Annotated in this window: 12 protein-coding genes and 2 pseudogenes; 13 read left to right on the top strand and 1 reads right to left on the bottom strand. The window is 74.2% G+C overall.

Going from position 1 to position 16869, the window contains the following annotated elements; translation table 11 throughout:
* Nucleotides 1-59 precede the first annotated feature (59 nt).
* From ssd to GCU69_RS34775, 7 genes and pseudogenes are all read left to right on the top strand, one after another.
* The gene (ssd, locus tag GCU69_RS18660) at nt 60-1166 is read left to right on the top strand and encodes a septum site-determining protein Ssd (RefSeq protein ID WP_156206678.1); all 1107 of its coding nucleotides are present in this window, start codon (nt 60-62) and stop codon (nt 1164-1166) included.
* Between the two features lie 77 nt (nt 1167-1243).
* Nucleotides 1244-2422: pseudogene (locus tag GCU69_RS18665) on the top strand (TadA family conjugal transfer-associated ATPase); the annotation flags it as partial.
* Between the two features lie 326 nt (nt 2423-2748).
* Nucleotides 2749-3894 (top strand): type II secretion system F family protein, encoded by a 1146-nt coding sequence (locus tag GCU69_RS18670; RefSeq protein WP_408055817.1) that lies wholly within the window; start codon nt 2749-2751, stop codon nt 3892-3894.
* A 200-nt stretch (nt 3895-4094) separates the two neighbouring features.
* The gene (locus GCU69_RS18675) at nt 4095-4697 is read left to right on the top strand and encodes a type II secretion system F family protein (protein ID WP_408055818.1); all 603 of its coding nucleotides are present in this window, start codon (nt 4095-4097) and stop codon (nt 4695-4697) included.
* Nucleotides 4698-4970: 273 nt separating this feature from the next.
* Entirely contained in the window at nt 4971-5192 is a 222-nt protein-coding gene (locus GCU69_RS18680; protein ID WP_098752642.1) for a DUF4244 domain-containing protein, read from the top strand.
* Complete coding sequence (locus tag GCU69_RS34770) at nt 5179-5937, top strand: TadE family type IV pilus minor pilin (RefSeq protein WP_408055819.1); 759 nt, start codon at nt 5179-5181, stop codon at nt 5935-5937. Before GCU69_RS18680 ends, GCU69_RS34770 begins: the two co-directional genes overlap by 14 nt.
* Nucleotides 5938-6002: 65 nt before the next feature.
* A pseudogene (locus GCU69_RS34775) lies at nt 6003-6200 on the top strand (Rv3654c family TadE-like protein); the annotation flags it as partial.
* Nucleotides 6201-6362: 162 nt separating this feature from the next.
* Here GCU69_RS34775 and GCU69_RS18695 read toward each other — a convergent pair.
* On the bottom strand, nt 6363-8804 hold the full coding sequence (locus GCU69_RS18695) for a DEAD/DEAH box helicase (RefSeq protein WP_156206680.1): 2442 nt from the start codon (nt 8802-8804) through the stop codon (nt 6363-6365).
* A 54-nt stretch (nt 8805-8858) separates the two neighbouring features.
* Between GCU69_RS18695 and bldG the strand changes: the two genes are divergently transcribed.
* From bldG to GCU69_RS18725, 6 genes are all read left to right on the top strand, one after another.
* Nucleotides 8859-9200, top strand: coding sequence for an anti-sigma factor antagonist BldG (bldG, locus tag GCU69_RS18700; protein WP_156206681.1), 342 nt, complete (start codon nt 8859-8861; stop codon nt 9198-9200).
* Nucleotides 9201-9321: 121 nt separating this feature from the next.
* The gene (locus tag GCU69_RS18705; protein ID WP_098752666.1) at nt 9322-9771 is read left to right on the top strand and encodes an ATP-binding protein; all 450 of its coding nucleotides are present in this window, start codon (nt 9322-9324) and stop codon (nt 9769-9771) included.
* Between the two features lie 1053 nt (nt 9772-10824).
* A complete protein-coding gene (locus tag GCU69_RS18710; RefSeq protein ID WP_098752636.1) occupies nt 10825-13236 on the top strand; it encodes a sodium-translocating pyrophosphatase in 2412 nt (803 codons plus the stop codon).
* A gap of 215 nt (nt 13237-13451) precedes the next feature.
* Nucleotides 13452-14018, top strand: a complete 567-nt coding sequence (locus tag GCU69_RS18715; protein WP_235978557.1) for a small secreted protein — start codon at nt 13452-13454, stop codon at nt 14016-14018.
* A gap of 501 nt (nt 14019-14519) precedes the next feature.
* Nucleotides 14520-15998: a DUF7059 domain-containing protein gene (locus tag GCU69_RS18720; RefSeq protein WP_156206683.1), complete on the top strand. Its 1479-nt coding sequence runs from the start codon at nt 14520-14522 to the stop codon at nt 15996-15998.
* 153 nt (nt 15999-16151) lie between these two features.
* Nucleotides 16152-16349 (top strand): hypothetical protein, encoded by a 198-nt coding sequence (locus tag GCU69_RS18725; protein ID WP_098752635.1) that lies wholly within the window; start codon nt 16152-16154, stop codon nt 16347-16349.
* Nucleotides 16350-16869: the final 520 nt, after the last annotated feature.

A 16869-nucleotide genomic window follows, 5' to 3' on the forward strand; every position in this document is an offset into this window, starting at 1 on the left:
GCACGGTGATTCCCCGCGATGTTCGCGGAGTTGGACCACGTAGCGAGAGGGAACCCGACATGAACGGATCCATCGCTTCCGATCGGCCGGAAATCACCCGGCCGCGGGGCGTACCGCTGGTCGTCACGGAGGACGAGGCGCTGCTGGACGACCTGCTGCGGTTGTGCGCCGCCGCAGGAGCCGAGGCCGAGGTCTGTTCCGGGACTCCCGAGCGCGGGGGCGGCTGGGAGCTGGCGCCGCTCGTTCTCGTGGGCGCCGACGCCGCGCACCGGGCGCGTGGTGCCGGCCGGCGGCAGGGTGTGCTGCTCGTCTCCCGCGGGCCGGACGACCCCGGGGTGTGGCGCGCCGCCGTCTCCGTCGGCGCCGACCATGTCGTCATGCTGCCCGACGCCGAGGCGTGGCTCGTGGACCGCATCGCCGACGCCGCGGAAGGCGCCGGACGGCAGGCTCTCACCGTCGGGGTGATCGGCGGCCGCGGCGGCGCCGGGGCGAGCACGCTCGCCTGTGCGCTCGCCGTCGGGGCGGCCCGCTCCGGGACGCGCACGATGCTGATCGACGCCGACCCGCTGGGCGGAGGGCTCGACGTCCTGCTCGGCGGGGAGCGCACCGAAGGACTGCGCTGGCCGGCCTTCGCCCGGTCCCGCGGCCGGCTGGCGGGCGGGGCGCTGGAGGAGTCGCTGCCCGAGCTGCGATCCCTGCGGGTGCTCAGCTGGGACCGGGGGGACTCCGTCCACATCCCCGCGGAGGCCGCGCGGGCGGTGCTCTCCGCCGCGCGCCGGCGCGGTGGTGTCGTGGTCGTCGACCTGCCCCGACGCGTCGACGAGACCGCCGGGGAGGCGCTCGCGCAGCTGGATCTCGGACTGCTGGTGGTGCCCGGGGAGCTGCGGGCGGTGGCTGCCGCGCACCGCGTCGTGACGGCCGTGACCCCGCTGCTCCGGGACCTCCGAGCCGTGGTGCGCGGCCCGTGCGAGGCCGGGCTGGACGAGCGAGAGGTCTCCCGTCTGCTGGGCCTGCCGCTGGCGGGAGAGCTGCCGCCGGAGCCGGGACTCGCTCCCGGAAGGGCTGCCGGAGCCGTGCCGGGAGCCTCGGGACGAGGCCCGCTGGCCCGTTTCAGCTCCGCCTTCTGGGACGCCGCGCTGGCGCACGACGGGGGTGTCGCCGCATGAGCCGGGTGAACACCACTCACGGGTGGACCCCTGCCGGGACGGCGAGGACGGGCGGGCGGCACCGAAGCCCCGCTCCCATGGGCGGGACCGCTGCCCCTGCCGGCCCGCGCGCCGCGGTTCCGCCGGCGCTGCTCGACGCCGTACGGCTGCGGCTCGCCGAATCGGGCGGCGAACCGAGCCCGGCCCGCGTCGCCGCCGCGCTCCGGTCGGAGGGCAGACTGCTCGGCGACGCCGAGATCCTCGCCGTTGTCACGGCCCTCCGCTCGGAACTGGTGGGCGCAGGCCCGCTGGAGCCGCTGCTGGCCGATCCCGAGGTCACGGACGTGCTCGTCACCGGGCCGGACCAGGTCTGGATCGACCGTGGCCGCGGTCTGGAGCGCGCCGGTGCCGGCTTCCCCGACGCCTCGGCGGTGCGCGGACTCGCCCAGCGGCTGGCCGCCGCGGCCGGGCGGCGGCTGGACGACGCGCGGCCCTGGGTGGACGCCCGGCTCCCGGACGGCACGCGACTGCACGCGGTGCTGCCGCCCGTCGCCGTCGGCTCGGCGTGTCTGTCGCTCCGGGTCGTCCGGCCGCGTGCGTTCACCCTCGCCGAACTCGTCGGCACCGGCACGATCCCGCCGGGTGGCGAGCGGCTGCTGCGGGATGTGCTCGACGCCCGGCTGTCCTTCCTGATCAGCGGTGGCACGGGCTCCGGGAAGACCACGCTGCTGCGCAGTCTCCTGGGGCTCGTCGGACCGGCCGAGCGCATCGTGCTCGCCGAGGACTCCGCCGAGCTGCGCCCCGACCATCCGCATGTGGTCCGGCTGGAGGCCCGGCCCCCGAATCAGGAGGGCACCGGACGGGTCACGCTCAGGGACCTGGTGCGGCAGGCGCTGCGCATGCGGCCGGACCGGCTGGTCGTCGGCGAAGTGCGGGGGCCGGAGGTCACCGACCTGCTGGCCGCCCTCAATACGGGCCACGAAGGAGGCTCTGGCACCGTTCACGCCAATGCCGCCGCCGATGTGCCGGCCCGGCTGGAGGCTCTCGGGGCCACCGCCGGACTCGACCGGGCCGCGCTGCACAGCCAGCTCGCGGCCGCCTTGTCCGTTCTGATCCACCTGGTGCGGGACCGCTCCGGACGGCGGCGCGTCTCGGAGCTGCATGTGCTGGAGCGCGACGGCGCGGGCCTGGTCCGTACGGTTCCGGCCGTGCTCTGGCCGGCCCACGGTGCCGAGCCGGTCCGCGGCCCGGGGTGGCGCCGGCTGGCCCGGCTGCTGACGGACCGTACGAAAGGTCCCGAGGCCGCCTCCCCTGCCGGGCAGGAGGGCGAGCGGGGCGGAGAGGCCCGGGGCGGACCGGGCGACGGGCGCCGCCCGGGCCGGGCGGTCCGCAGCGGCCCGGAGCACGGGTTCGGCGCCCACGGGTCGGCCGGCGGGCTGGACCGGGACGCCGCGCCGAGAGCGGCCGGCCCGGCGGAGGCCGGGACCGTGCGCGGCTCGGACGGTGTGTGGTGGGGCGGCCGGACGGACGTCGCCGGACTCCGACCAGCGCCCCCGCCGGCGAGCCGGGCGGAGAGGACGCACACCGGAAGGGGTGGTCCCCGGTGACGGGCGGAGCCGCGAGCGGCGTGGCGTCCGAGCCGGTGACGGACGCCGGAACGGGCATCGGGGCGTATGCGCTGTTGCTGGTCTGCGCCGCGCTGGCGGCCTGGCTCGTACACGACCGTCAGATGAGGCGGCGGCGGGCCCGGTTGCTGTTCGCGGGCTCCGGACCACCGTCCGGGGCCGGGGATTCCGCTGACCCGTTCACCGCGCGGGCTGCCGCCCTGCATGCCCGGTGGCGCGGTCGGGCGGGTGGCCGGATCGGCCGTGAATGGCTCTGCCTGCCTGCCGGAGCAGTGATCGCCCGGCTCGGGGAGTCCCCGCTGCCCCTGGTCGCCGCGCTGCTCATGGTGCCGTTCGGACGGCGTTTCCTGCGGCGCCGGGAAGCCGGCCGGGCCCGGGAGCGGCGCGCGGCGGAAGTCGTCGAGTGGTGTGCCGCGGTGGCGGGCGGTCTCCGGGCCGGGCGCCAGCCACTCGAGGCGCTGCTGGCCGCACCGGCTGCCCCGGGTCCGCGGGACGCGGCGATCGCGGCGGCCGCCCGCTACGGCGGGGATGTGCCGGGAGCACTGCGGCAGGCGGCGCAGGAGCCGGGCGCCGAAGGTCTGGCGGGGGTGGCGGCCTGCTGGCAGGCCGCGGCCGGGACGGGCGCGGGGCTCGCGGCGGGACTGGAACGGGTGGCCGGGGCGCTCCGTGCGGAGCGGGACCAGCGCGAGGATCTGCGCGCACAGCTCGCGGGCACCAGGACCAGCGCTCTGCTGCTCGCCGCCCTGCCGGGATTCGGGTTGCTCATGGGAGCCGCGCTCGGCGCGGAGCCGCTCCGGGTCCTGCTGCACACCCCGGCCGGGCTCGGCTGTCTGGCCGTGGGCGGTCTGCTGGAGTGCGCCGGGCTCGCCTGGACGGCGCGTATCGTCCGCGCGGCTCGGTCGGCGGACGGAGTGCCGAAGCCCGCGGCCCGGAGCAGTCCCGTTCCGGCTCGCGGTCTTCTTCCCCTCGGCGGGACGGACGCGACGGGACGGCAACCGGGGTCAGGGCATGCGGTGCGGGCCGGAACGACCGGGCCCGGGGGAGCGGCGGCCCCGCGGCCGGACGACCGGAGCGCGGCATGGAAGCACGGCGGTGCCGCCGCCGTCATCCGGAGCCGGGCATGAGCGCGCAGGGGGCGGCGGCTGTCCCCAGCCTGTGGACGATGCTCGGCAGTGCTGTCGCGGTGACAGCGACGGTGTGCGCGGTGCGCGACGCCCGGCGTGGTCGGACGGTCCGCGGACGGCTGGTACGTCTGTGCCCGGCCGGGCCTTCGCCAGGCAGGTGTGCCGGGATTAGCCAGGTCGCCGGCGGGCGGTTCTCGGCGTTGTGCGCCGCGCTGCGGGGCTGGTGGCCCGCGGTCGGTACGGGCCTGGCCGTGGCGGCCCTGGTGGGCGGTGTGGCCGGCTGTGTCGCGGCGGTGGCCGTCGGATACGGGGTGCGGATACGGACGCGTTCCCTCCCGGCACGGCGGCCTCCCTGGGCGGAGGAGGCGGACCGGTTACCGCTGGCGGCGGATCTGCTGGCCGCCTGCCTCGCGGCGGGTGCCGGCCCCCGCGAGGCGGCGCAGGCGGTCGGGGGTTCACTCGGCGGTCCGCTCGGGGAGCGGCTGATACGGGTCGCGGCGGAGCTGCGGCTCGGCGCGGGGCCGGAAGCCGCGTGGGGCCGGTTCGGGGAGCTGCCGGGCGCGGAGCCGCTGGCCCGGTGCCTGGAACGGGCCCAGTCGACGGGCGCCCCGGCGGTGGAACCGGTGACGCGGCTGGCCGCCGACTGCCGGGCCGAGCGGGCCCGGGCGGCCACAGCCGCCGCCCGGAGAGCGGGTGTGCTGGCGACGGCACCGCTCGGGCTGTGCTTCCTGCCGGCCTTCCTCACGATCGGCGTGGCGCCGGTGCTGATCGGGCTGGCGGGACAACTGCTGAGCGGCGCCTGACGGACGGTCGGCTGCGTTCCGGCCGTCAACCGGACACCGGCCCCGGCCGTACGGCTGCCGCGGTCGTACGGCGGCCCCGGCCGTGCGGTGCTCCCGGATCTGAGAGCGGGCCGGAAACGGCAATCGGGCGATCCGCCCTGGAACGACAACCACCGGAGCGAAACGAACAACACCGTCACCGACACCAAAATCCACTCCGACACCGCAGCAAGGACCACCAAGCGCGACCAAGCGCGACCGAGCACGACAAGGCGATCACACAGGGGGATTGGCATGTACGAGCGGATCAGTGCGCGCATCGGCGAGCACATTCGGGCACACATCGCTGTGCTCCGCGGGAGGGATGCCCAGGCAGGAATGACGACCGCGGAGTACGCGGTCGGGACGATCGCCGCCGCCGGATTCGGGGCGGTGCTCTACAAGGTGGTGACGAGCGAAGCGGTCTCCGGGGCCCTGGAATCGGTCATCGGGAAGGCGCTCGATGCCCAGTTCTGACCAGGCGGACCGGCCGCCACAGGACGCGGGTTACGCCACGGCCGAGGCCGCCGTCGTGCTGCCCGTGCTGGTGCTCTTCGCCGGGGTGCTGATCTGGGGCCTGATGGCCGCCGCGGCACAGATCCAGTGTGTTGACGCGGCGCGGGCGGGAGCCAGGGCGGCCGCCCGGTCGGAGCCGCGGAGCACGGCACTGGCCGCAGCCCGCTCCGCGGCCCCGCGAGGCGCCGAGGTCGGGCTGCGCCGTGAGGACGGGCTGGTCCGGGTGACGGTCACGGCGCGGGCGCCCGGTCCCGGCGGACTGGGGCTCACGCTGCGGTCGGAGGCGGTCGCCTCCGACGAGGCGGTGGCCGGCCCCGAACAGGCAGCGGCTCCGGCGGCATCGCGGAGACAAGGGCCGGGCGCGGGCCCACCGGCATCGGCCGTCTCGGCGCAGGGCTTGTCGGTACCGAGCGGCCCGCTGCCGGGGGCGTCCTTGGCACCGGCCGGTTCGGCGACGGGGTCCGGCCCGCCGGCACCGAGAGCCCCCGTGCCGGGTGCGTCGGCCGCCGGAGAACCGGCCGCCCGGGAACCGGCCGCCCGGAATGGGGCGGCCCCGAAGCGGCAGGGGCCCGACCGGGCCCGCAGCGCGCCGGAGCCGGACCCGAAGCGGCGGGCGCCCGTCCGGCCCGACAGCGTCCCGGAGCCGGAGCCGGAACCGGGACAGGCACCGCGGACCGGCCCCCGATCGTGGGAGGCCCGGCCGTGAGCGGGAAGCACGACCGGGGCTCGGCGACGGTGTGGACCGCGGTGGCGGCGACGGCTCTGTGCGTGGTGTTCGCCGCGGTGCTGGCCGCGGGCCAGGCCGTCGTCACCCGGCATCGCGCGGGAAGCGGCGCCGACCTGGCGGCCCTGGCAGCCGCCGATCACGCCCTGGAAGGGCGGGCCGCCGCTTGTGCGCGGGCGGGGCGCGTGGCCCGGGAGCAGGGAGTGCGGCTCGTGCGCTGCGCGGTGACGGGCGAGATCGCCGACCTCACGGCGGAGGCGGGCAGCGGCTGGCTCACGGCCCGGGTACGGGCGCGAGCCGGTCCGGCGGACACGGTCCCGCCCGCCCCCACAGCGGCGACCCGGTGCCTCCCCGGCCCTCCGGCCAGGTACGGACTCCGGGAAGCGCTGCGGGCCGGAATCGGCGGGCTATTCCGTGGGTGCGCCCGACAGCAGGGTGGTGAGCAGCCGCACGGCGGCGCGCTTGTTCAGCGGGTCGTTGCCGTTGCCGCACTTCGGGGACTGGATGCAGGAAGGGCAGCCGGCTTCGCACTCGCAGGCCGCGATCGCCTCCCGGGTGGCACGGAGCCAGCCCCGGGCCGTGTGGAAGCCGCGTTCGGCGAAACCGGCGCCGCCGTGATGGCCGTCGTAGACGAACACGGTGGGGAGGAGGGTGTCCGGGTGCAGCGGGACCGACACCCCGCCGATGTCCCAGCGGTCACAGGTGGCGAACAGCGGCAGCATGCCGATGGACGCGTGCTCGGCGGCGTGCAGGGCGCCGGCCAGCTGTTCCGGATTGACCCGGGCCGTGTCGAGCTGGTCCTCGGTGACGGTCCACCACACGGCCCGGGTGCGCAGCGTGCGGGGCGGCAGGTCGAGCTTGGACTCGCCGAGGACCTCGCCGGTGATCAGCTTGCGGCGCAGGAAGGAGACGACCTGGTTGGTGACCTCGACGGAGCCGAAGCACAGCCGGGAATCGCCCCAGGGGATCTCCTCGGTGGTCTCCAGGACGGAGATGGCCGTGGTGTCGCGGGCGGTGGTGGCGTACGGCGGGTTCGCCTCCTCCACGAGGGCCACGCTCTCCTCGAGGTCCAGCTGCCGCACCAGATAGGTCCGGCCCTGGTGCAGGTGCACCGCGCCCTCGTGGACGGCGGTGTGGGCGGCGGAGGCGTCCACGGTGCCCAGCAGCCGGCCGGTCGCCGCCTCGACTACCTGGACGGGCGGGCCGCCCTCGCCCCGGATGTCGGCGAGGTCCGCGGCCCGTTCCCGCCGAGTCCAGTGCCAGGCAGTGGCCCGGCGGCGCAGCAGCTTGCTCCGCTCCAACTGGGGCAGCACCTCCGCGGCCGCGTCGCCGAAGAGGCCGAGGTCCGCCTCGGTGAGCGGCAGCTCGGCCGCGGCGGCGCACAGGTGCGGGGCCAGTACGTAGGGGTTGTCCGGGTCGAGGACGGTCGACTCCACGGGCTGCCGGAACAGCGCGTCCGGGTGGTGGACGAGATAGGTGTCCAGCGGATCGTCGCGGGCCACGAGGACCGCGAGCGCCCCTTGCCCGGTGCGGCCCGCCCGGCCGGCCTGCTGCCAGAGCGAGGCGCGGGTCCCCGGATACCCGGCGATGACGACGGCGTCGAGGCCGGCGACGTCGACGCCCAGTTCGAGCGCGGTCGTGGCGGCCAGACCGAGAAGGTCGCCCGAGTGCAGGGCGCGTTCCAGGGCGCGGCGTTCGTGGGGGAGATAGCCGCCCCGGTAGGCGGCGACCCGGCCGGGCAGCGACCGGTCCACGGCGGCCAGCCGTTCCTGGGTGATCACGGAGATCAGCTCCGCGCCGCGCCGGGAGCGCACGAAGGCGACCGTCCGGACGCCCTGGACGACGAGGTCGGTGAGGAGATCGGCCGTTTCGGCGGTGGCGGTACGCCGGACGGGTGCGCCCTGTTCGCCCTGGTGCTCGGTGAGCGGGGGTTCCCAGAGCGCGAACACCAGCTCGCCGCGGGGCGAGGTGTCCTCGGTGATCTCGGCGACCGGCAGCCCGGTGAGCCGCCCGGCGGCCCGTGCCGGGTCCGCCGCGGTGGCGGAGGCGAGCAGGAAGACCGGATCCGCGCCGTAGCGGGCGCAGATCCGCCGCAGCCGGCGCAGTACCTGGGCGACGTGCGAGCCGAAGACCCCGCGGTAGGTGTGGCACTCGTCGACGACTACGTAGCGCAGCGCGCGCAGGAAGGACGACCAGCGGGGATGAGCGGGGAGGATGCCGCGGTGCAGCATGTCGGGGTTGGTCAGCACGTAGTTGGCGTACTGCCGCACCCATTCGCGCTCCTCGACGGGGGTGTCGCCGTCGTACACGGCCGGGCGGACGGCGTTGCCCAGCGGTGCGGCCAGCTCCGCCACGGCGCGCCGCTGGTCCGCCGCCAGGGCCTTCGTCGGGGACAGGTAGAGCGCGGTCGCGCCGCGTCCGTTGGGGGCCTCCGAGCCGTCCAGCAGGGTGCTCAGCACCGGGGCCTGATAGGACAGCGACTTGCCCGAGGCGGTGCCGGTGGCGACCACCACGGATTCGCCGCGCAGCGCGTGTTCGGCGGCCCGGGCCTGGTGCTCCCAGGGGTGTTCGATTCCGGCGGCGCGGACGGCGGCCACGACTTCTTCCCGGATCCGCACCGGCCAGTCGGCATGGCGGCCCTCTCGCGGGGGCAGGTGCTCCGTATGAGTGATGCGTGCAGCCCGGTCCCCCGCCCCCGTGAGCCGGTCGAGTACGGTCCTCGGGGCGGAGCGTGCACCCGCAGAGCGCGGGAGTTGATAGTCGGCCATCGGCACCGAGTGTGTCACCGGGCTGACGGAGAATGGGCTCAAGGCGTCGTGCGCGCCTGCCGGTAAGTGATTGAATGCCATCGCGGCTGCCGATCCATGGGGGGCGACCGCTCGTTGCAAGGTGCTGGAGGATCCGTGGACCTGTCCCTGTCGACTCGGACCGTGGGCGACCGTACGGTCGTCGAGGTCGGTGGCGAAATTGATGTATACACCGCGCCCAAGCTGCGCGAGCAGCTGGTCGAGCTTGTCAATGACGGCAGCTACCACCTGGTCGTCGACATGGAGGGCGTGGACTTCCTCGACTCCACCGGTCTGGGCGTGCTCGTCGGTGGCCTGAAGCGCGTGCGTGCCCATGAGGGCTCGCTCCGCCTGGTGTGGAACCAGGAGCGCATTCTCAAGATTTTCCGCATCACCGGCCTGACCAAGGTGTTTCCGATCCACACCTCGGTCGACGACGCCGTCTCGGCCACCGACTGACACTGCCGTCCCCCGGGTGCGTGCCGTTCGGCCCGCACGCCGGGGGCGGGAGTCACCGGGGGGCGCCGGACGACCGGCACGGCCCCCTGAGACGTACGCCTGTATGACCGAGGGGGATGGCATGGCCACCGTCGAGCTGCTGTTCAGCGCTCTGCCCAATCACGTCCGCACCGCGCGCCTGGTGGCCGCGGCAGTGGCACGCCGGGCCGGGGTCGACGAGGCCGTGCTGGACGAGGTTCGTCTCGCGGTCGGCGAGGCGTGCAGCAGGGCGGTGGGGCTGCACGTGAGCAACAACGTTTCCGCGCCCGTGAAGGTCACGCTGATCGAGGACGAGAAGAAGTTCTCCATCCAGGTCGCCGACGAGGTGCCGCACGGCCCGGCCGCCGCGCAGCGCAACGGCCGCGGTGAGACCTCCGGTGCCGTCCTCGACGACGCGGCCGCCGAGGAGGAGGACGAGATGGGGCTCGCGGTCATCAGCGGGCTCGTCGACGACGTCGAGGTCAAGGCCGACGAGACCGGTGGTCTCATCCGGATGAGCTGGCCGACGACGACGGCCGCAGTCCTGCCGTAGCGGCCCCCTCTGCCTGTTCCCGCTTGGCCGGCGGTCCGCGCCGTAGCGGTCGACGCCGCAGCGGTCCGCTGCACCGGCCCTTATCCAAGTCGTCTGAGTCTCTGAGCAGTGACAGCTGTGCAGTGACAGTGGCAGCTGTGCAGGAGCAGCGGCGGCAGCCGGCCGCCGTGGGCGTCCCTGTCCTGCCGCCGGTTCCGCGATCAGATGCCCGCCCACAGACGGCAATCAGAGCCGTAGGCGGCCGGTCCGCCCCGCAGGCGGCCATCCGCCCCCACAGGCCCCGTCCCGCCCCACAGGCCGCACCTCGCCCCACAGGCCCCGACCCGGCCCAGGGCTGCCCTCGCCCCGCAGGCCCTCGACCCTCAGGCCCCCGACTCCTGCCCCGAGCCCAGCCCCCGGGTCCCGGATCTGTGCCTTCCGGGTTCCTCGCAGGCGCCAACGTTCGGGCGCATACGGCCGGTCCCTCGCCCCCGCCCGACCCCTGCACCGTCCCCAGCCGGCCGGTCCCCGGCCGATCCCCTACCCATCCCCGGCTGTCCCGGCCGGTCGATCCTCAGCTGTCCCGGTCGGTCGATCCTCAGCTGCCCCAGCCGGTCGGTCCCCCTGCGGCAGTCGGGGCAGTCGGTCCCGCCTGCCCCGCCTGCCGCGATCCGTCTCCGGCGTCCCGCCCGCCCCGGTCCGTCAGGCACTGCCCGGAGCCCCCGGCCGCACTTCTGCCGGTGCCCGTCGCCCGCCCGCCCCGTGTCGGCAGGCTTCCAGTGGTCGACATTGGCCGAGGTTCCGTACCGCCTGAACAGGCCTTTCATCGCTTCCTTTAATTATTGAAAGATCATATTCGCTCGTCAGCGAATTTATGGTTCTCCTTCGTCCGGGCGAATTCCCCGAGCCGCTCCACCTGCGATCTTCCCGCGTGCGGGTTAATTGCTCTGCACGCGCTCTGTTTTGATCCCGTCGGCCTCCCTAGAATCCGTCGACAATCTTTGCTCAGGACGCCTGAGTGCCGCGGCCGTTCCCCGTGCTGCGCGCCCATGTGCCAAACGTCAAGGAGGACGAATGGCGGGGCCCCTTCCCCCTCTCCAGCAGGACCAGTTTCTCTCCCTACCCCTCGCAGCCGCCGAGTTGACCACCGGCAACCGGGTGATCGTGCTGATCATCGGGGCTGTCGCGCTGGCCGCTCTCGGCGTCGCCGTCGTGCTCGTGCGCCAGGTGCTGGCCGCGGGTGAGGGCACCGAGAGCATGAAGAAGATCGCAGCCGCTGTACAGGAAGGCGCGAATGCCTATCTGTCGCGGCAGCTGCGCACGCTGGGCGTATTCGCCGTCGTCGTGTTCTTCCTGCTCATGCTGTTGCCGGCCGATACGTGGTCGCAGCGCATCGGGCGGTCGGTGTTCTTCTTGATCGGCGCATTGTTCTCGGCGGCCACCGGCTACATCGGTATGTGGCTGGCCGTGCGGAGCAATGTGCGAGTGGCGGCGGCGGCCCGTGAGGCGACCCCCGCGGAGGGAGAACCGGCCAAGGACCTCACCGACGTTTCGCACCGGGCGATGCGGATCGCTTTCCGCACGGGCGGCGTGGTCGGCATGTTCACGGTCGGTCTCGGTCTGCTCGGTGCGGCCTGTGTCGTGCTCGTCTACGCGGCCGACGCGCCCAAGGTGCTGGAAGGTTTCGGTCTGGGCGCGGCGCTGATCGCGATGTTCATGCGAGTCGGCGGTGGCATCTTCACCAAGGCGGCCGACGTGGGCGCCGACCTCGTCGGCAAGGTCGAGCAGGGCATCCCCGAGGACGACCCGCGCAACGCCGCCACCATCGCGGACAACGTGGGCGACAACGTCGGCGACTGCGCCGGGATGGCGGCCGACCTCTTCGAGTCGTACGCCGTGACCCTGGTGGCCGCGCTGATCCTCGGCAAGGTGGCCTTCGGTGACGCCGGGCTGGCCTTCCCGCTGCTCGTTCCCGCGATCGGCGTGGTCACGGCGATGATCGGCATCTTCGCCGTGTCGCCGCGACGCTCCGACCGCAGCGGCATGACGGCGATCAACCGCGGGTTCTTCCTCTCCGCGGTGATCTCGCTGGTGCTCGTCGCGGGCGCGGTGTTCGCCTACCTGCCGTCCTCCTACGCCGACCTGGAGGGCGTCACGGACACGGCGATCGCCGGGCACGAGGGCGACCCCCGGTTCCTGGCGCTCGTCGCGGTGGCCATCGGCATCGTGCTGGCGGCGCTCATCCAGCAGCTCACCGGCTACTTCACCGAGACCAGTCGGCGTCCCGTCCGGGATGTCGGCAAGAGCTCGCTGACCGGCCCGGCGACCGTGGTGCTCGCCGGTATCTCGCTGGGCCTGGAGTCCGCGGTCTACTCCGCGGTCCTCATCGGCCTGAGCGTGTACGGCGCGTTCCTGCTCGGCGGTACGTCGATCATGCTGGCGCTGTTCGCGGTCGCGCTGGCCGGCACCGGTCTGCTCACCACCGTCGGCGTCATCGTCGCGATGGACACCTTCGGGCCCGTGTCGGACAACGCCCAGGGCATCGCCGAGATGTCCGGTGACGTCGAGGGCGCCGGCGCGCAGGTGCTGACCGACCTGGACGCGGTCGGCAACACCACGAAGGCGATCACGAAGGGCATCGCGATCGCGACGGCCGTGCTCGCGGCGGCCGCGCTCTTCGGTTCGTACCGGGACGCGATCGCCACGGCCGTCTCGGAGGTGAACGCCAAGGCCGGGGAGATGAACCTGAGTCTGGACATCTCGCAGCCGAACAACCTCGTCGGGCTCGTCCTCGGCGCCGCCGTCGTCTTCCTCTTCTCGGGGCTGGCGATCAACGCGGTGTCCCGGTCGGCGGGCGCGGTGGTCTTCGAGGTGCGGCGGCAGTTCCGCGAGAAGCCCGGGATCATGGACTACACCGAGAAGCCGGAGTACGGCCGCGTCGTCGACATCTGCACCAAGGACGCGCTGCGCGAGCTGGCCACGCCCGGACTGCTCGCGGTCATGGCACCGATCGCGGTGGGCTTCTCGCTCGGGGTCGGCGCGCTCGGCTCGTATCTGGCGGGCGCGATCGGCACCGGCACCCTGATGGCGGTCTTCCTCGCCAACTCCGGTGGCGCGTGGGACAACGCGAAGAAGCTCGTCGAGGACGGTCATCACGGCGGCAAGGGCAGCGAGGCCCACGAGGCGACCGTCATCGGTGACACCGTCGGCGACCCGTTCAAGGACACGGCCGGTCCGGCCATCAACCCGCTGCTGAAGGTGATGAACCTGGTGGCCCTGCTGATCGCGCCCGCCGTGGTGCAGTTCAGCTACGGGGACGACGCGAGCGCCGGGCTCCGGGCGGCGGTCTCGGTGGTGGCCGTCGGCGTCATCGTCGGCGCGGTCTACGTCTCGAAGCGGCGCGGAATCGCCGTGGGTGACGAAGGCAACGCCGAACGCACCGCGAAGCCCGCCGATCCGGCGTCCGATCCGGCGGTGGTGTCCTGACGGCGGACAGCCTCACGGCAGGTCGGAAGGGGTGCGGGCGGTGCGTTTCGGCGTACCGCCCGCACCCGTGTCCGGGCACCCGGAACGCCCTGGTCCGCCCCACCCCGCTTGGTGCAAAAGATCACAAAACGGCTGCGTGTGTGTCTCCGGCCGGCGGTCCCGGCCCTTTGGGCGTGTATGTTCCGGGGCCGAGAGCCATGGAAGGGGCCGATCCGGTGAACAAGAAACTTGTGGCCGCGCTGTCCGGCGGTGCGGCACTCGTACTGGCGCTGTCGGGTTGCGGCGACGACAGCGAGCAAAAGGTCAACGACTACGCCAAGAAGGTCTGCGACCAGGTTCAGCCCCAGCTGAAGAAGATCACGCAGGCCAACCAGTCCATCACCGCCACGGCCGCGGACGGCAAGCCCGAGGAGATCAAGAAGGCGGACTCGGCGGCCTTCCAGCAGATCTCCGACGCCTACGCCGACATGTCCGGCTCGGTGAAGGAGGCCGGCGCGCCGCCCGTCGAGGACGGCGAGAAGACCCAGCAGCAGGCCGTGAAGGAACTCAGCGAGACCTCGAAGGCGTACGCGGGCCTGAAGAAGGCCGTCGATGACCTGGACACCAAGGACCAGGGCAAGTTCGCCGAGGGGCTCAAGGGTGTCGCCGAGGATCTGGACAAGGTCAACAAGGTCGGTGACGACGCGATCAAGAAGCTCCAGTCGGGCGAGGTCGGCGCGGCGATGAGCAAGCAGGAGGGCTGCCAGCGGGGGACCGGCGGGACGGACGAGAGCGGAGCCTGAGCCCCCGGGACCCGGCCGGGCGCCCGGGCCGCCGCACGGACTGCCGCGCACCGGCCCGGGAGGCCCAGGCCCGCCGGCCCCGGAGGCGCCCGGCGCTCGGTGACCCGGAGACGTACGGGGTCCGCCCGGCGACGGCCCCGCGACCGCCCGGCCGCGGTCCCTCGGTGATGGTCCGACGGCTCCGCGGTGTCCTTGCCGTCGCCATCCGGTCGGTGGCCTTGCCCTCGCCCGGCGAGGTCCCCCGCGAGGTCCCCCGCGAGGTCCCCCGCGAGGTCCCCCGCGAGGCCCCCGCGAGGCCCCCGCGAGGCCCCCGCGACGTCCCCGCGATGCCCCCGTGACGGCCCGGCACCCGCCGAAGGGTGCCGGGCCGTCGCCGCGTCCGCCGACAGCCCCGACAATGGCCTGGTGAGTACGCACAGCACCCCCACGACCGACGCGGGCCGCGCCCGCCCGTTCGCCGCCGGCCATGTTCCCCGGAACGCCGGCGGCCGCACCCCGGCGATGCTGCGCGACGCCTTCCTGGCCGCCGCGTTCACCGCCGACGGCCTGCTCGAACTCCTCGGCGCCCCCGCCTACGCCGCTCTCGCCCGCAGCGAGACCGTCCCCGCCCGGCGCGCCACCCGCGGCGGCTCGCCGCTGGAGACGCTCGTACGGCTGTTCCTGCTGCAGAGCCCGGTGCCGTACGAGAAGGCGCTCGCCGCGCTGCCCGTCGAGTCCTGCCTCGCCGACGGCTGGCTGGTGCAGGACGGCGAGGAGGTGCGGGCGAGCGTCGACGTCCGGCCCTACGGCGGGCCGGAGGGCGAGGACTGGTGGATCGTCTCCGATCTGGGCTGTGCCGTGGGCGGCGCGGGCGGGGTCGGCGGCGGCCGGATGGCCGCCGAGGACCGCTCGCGGCTCGTGCTGGGCGTCGGCGGCGCCTCCACGACGCTCGCGGGCATCACCGTGCGCGCCCCGGTGGAGTCGGCCCTCGACCTCGGCACCGGCTCCGGCATCCAGGCGCTGCACGCGGCGCAGCACGCGACCCGGGTCACCGCGACCGACGTCAACCCGCGCGCCCTGCACTTCACCCGGCTGACGCTGGCGCTCTCCGGTGCCCCGGAGCCGGATCTCCGGGAGGGTTCGCTGTTCGACCCGGTGCGGGAGGACGAGAAGTACGGCCTGATCGTGTCCAACCCGCCCTTCGTGATCTCGCCCGGTGCCCGGCTGACGTACCGCGACGGCGGCATGGGCGGCGACGACCTGTGCCGCTCGCTGGTGGAACGCTCGGCGGACCGGCTGGCCGACGGCGGGTACTGCCAACTGCTCGCCAACTGGCAGCACGTCGACGGTGAGGACTGGCGGGACCGGGTGTCCTCCTGGGTGCCGGACGGCTGTGACGCCTGGATCGTGCAGCGGGAGGTGCAGGACGTCGCGCAGTACGCCGAGCTGTGGTTGCGCGACGGCGGCGACCACCGCGCGGGCCCGGAGGAGTACGCCGCCCGGTACGACGCGTGGCTGGACGAGTTCGAGGCGCGCCGCACGAAGGCCGTGGGCTTCGGCTGGATCACGCTGCGCAGGTCGGGCGCCGACCGCCCGTCGGTCGTCGCCGAGGAGTGGCCGCACCCCGTGCAGCAGCCGCTCGGCGAGACGGTGCGGGCGCACTTCGCGCGCCAGGACTTCCTGCGCGGCACCGACGACGCGGCGCTGCTGGAGGCCCGGTTCCGGCTCGCGGAGGAGGTCGTGCAGGAGCAGGTCGGGCTGCCGGGCGCGGAGGATCCCGAGCACGTGGTGCTGCGTCAGAACCTGGGCATGCGGCGGGCCACGAAGGTGGACACGGTCGGCGCCGGGTTCGCCGGGGTGTGCGACGGGACGCTGACCGCGGGGCGCATTCTGGACGCGATCGCGCAGCTCGTCGGCGAGGATCCGGTGCTGCTGCGGGACCGCACGCCGGAGGCCATCCGGATGCTCGTCGAACAGGGTTTCATCGAGCCGGTCGGATAGTCGTACGCCGGCCGCGCGGCCGCGCCTGCTGTTAACCCACCGTTCGCCACGCCGCCGTGTCCGTGTGCAAGCGTCCGGCAGACCAATCGGGCATACGGTCGGCGCACCAGCCGTGCATCGGGCACAGAGCCGTGCGCAGAGGAGTCGGAAGCGATGGAGAGCGGTCCCGCCCTGTTCACCGGAACGGTCTTCGCGGTGTTCGGAGCCGCGTTGCTGGTGTGGACAGGGGTGCGTGTACGGGCCGGTGCGCCGGTCGTCCGGGAGGCCAACCCGCCGCTGGCGCTGACGCTCTCACTGCTCTTCGGCGCGGCCTTCCTGCTGATCGGCGGAAGACTGCTCGCGTACGGGTGAGACCTCCGGAGTCTTCGTGTACGGCTGAGACCTCCGGCGCCCTCGTGTACGGGTGAGACCTCCGGCGCCCTCGTGTACGGGTGAGACCTCCGGAGCGTCTCGCGTACGGGTGAGACCTCCGGAGCGTCTCGCGTACGGGTGAGACCTCCGGAGCGTCTCGCGTACGGGCGGGCCCCGGAGCGACTCGCCCACGGATCAGACCGCCTGAACGTCTCGCGCACGGGCCCGCGGCCCGGGCGTCTTGCGTACGGGTGACGGCCCGGCCGCCTCGCGTACGGTGACCGCCGGAGCGCCTCCCCGCGTCGGCCGGCCCCCGTACGGCCGGCGGTCCGCGGCCGGAACGGGCGGCGGCCCGCGCCCCGGTACTCCGGGACACGGGCCGCGCCGTCGGCCGGGCCGGTCAGCCGCGCAGGATGCGGCCTTCCTTGTCGGTGCGGTCGTTGCTGGTGAGGAAGAGGATGCCGTCGATCAGCGCCCAGATGCCGCAGCCGCCGAGGGTGAAGAGCTGGCCGAGCGCCAT

Origin of the sequence: Streptomyces lycii (genome assembly GCF_009735685.1) — a bacterium.
GTDB classification, from domain to species: Bacteria; Actinomycetota; Actinomycetes; order Streptomycetales; family Streptomycetaceae; genus Streptomyces; species Streptomyces lycii.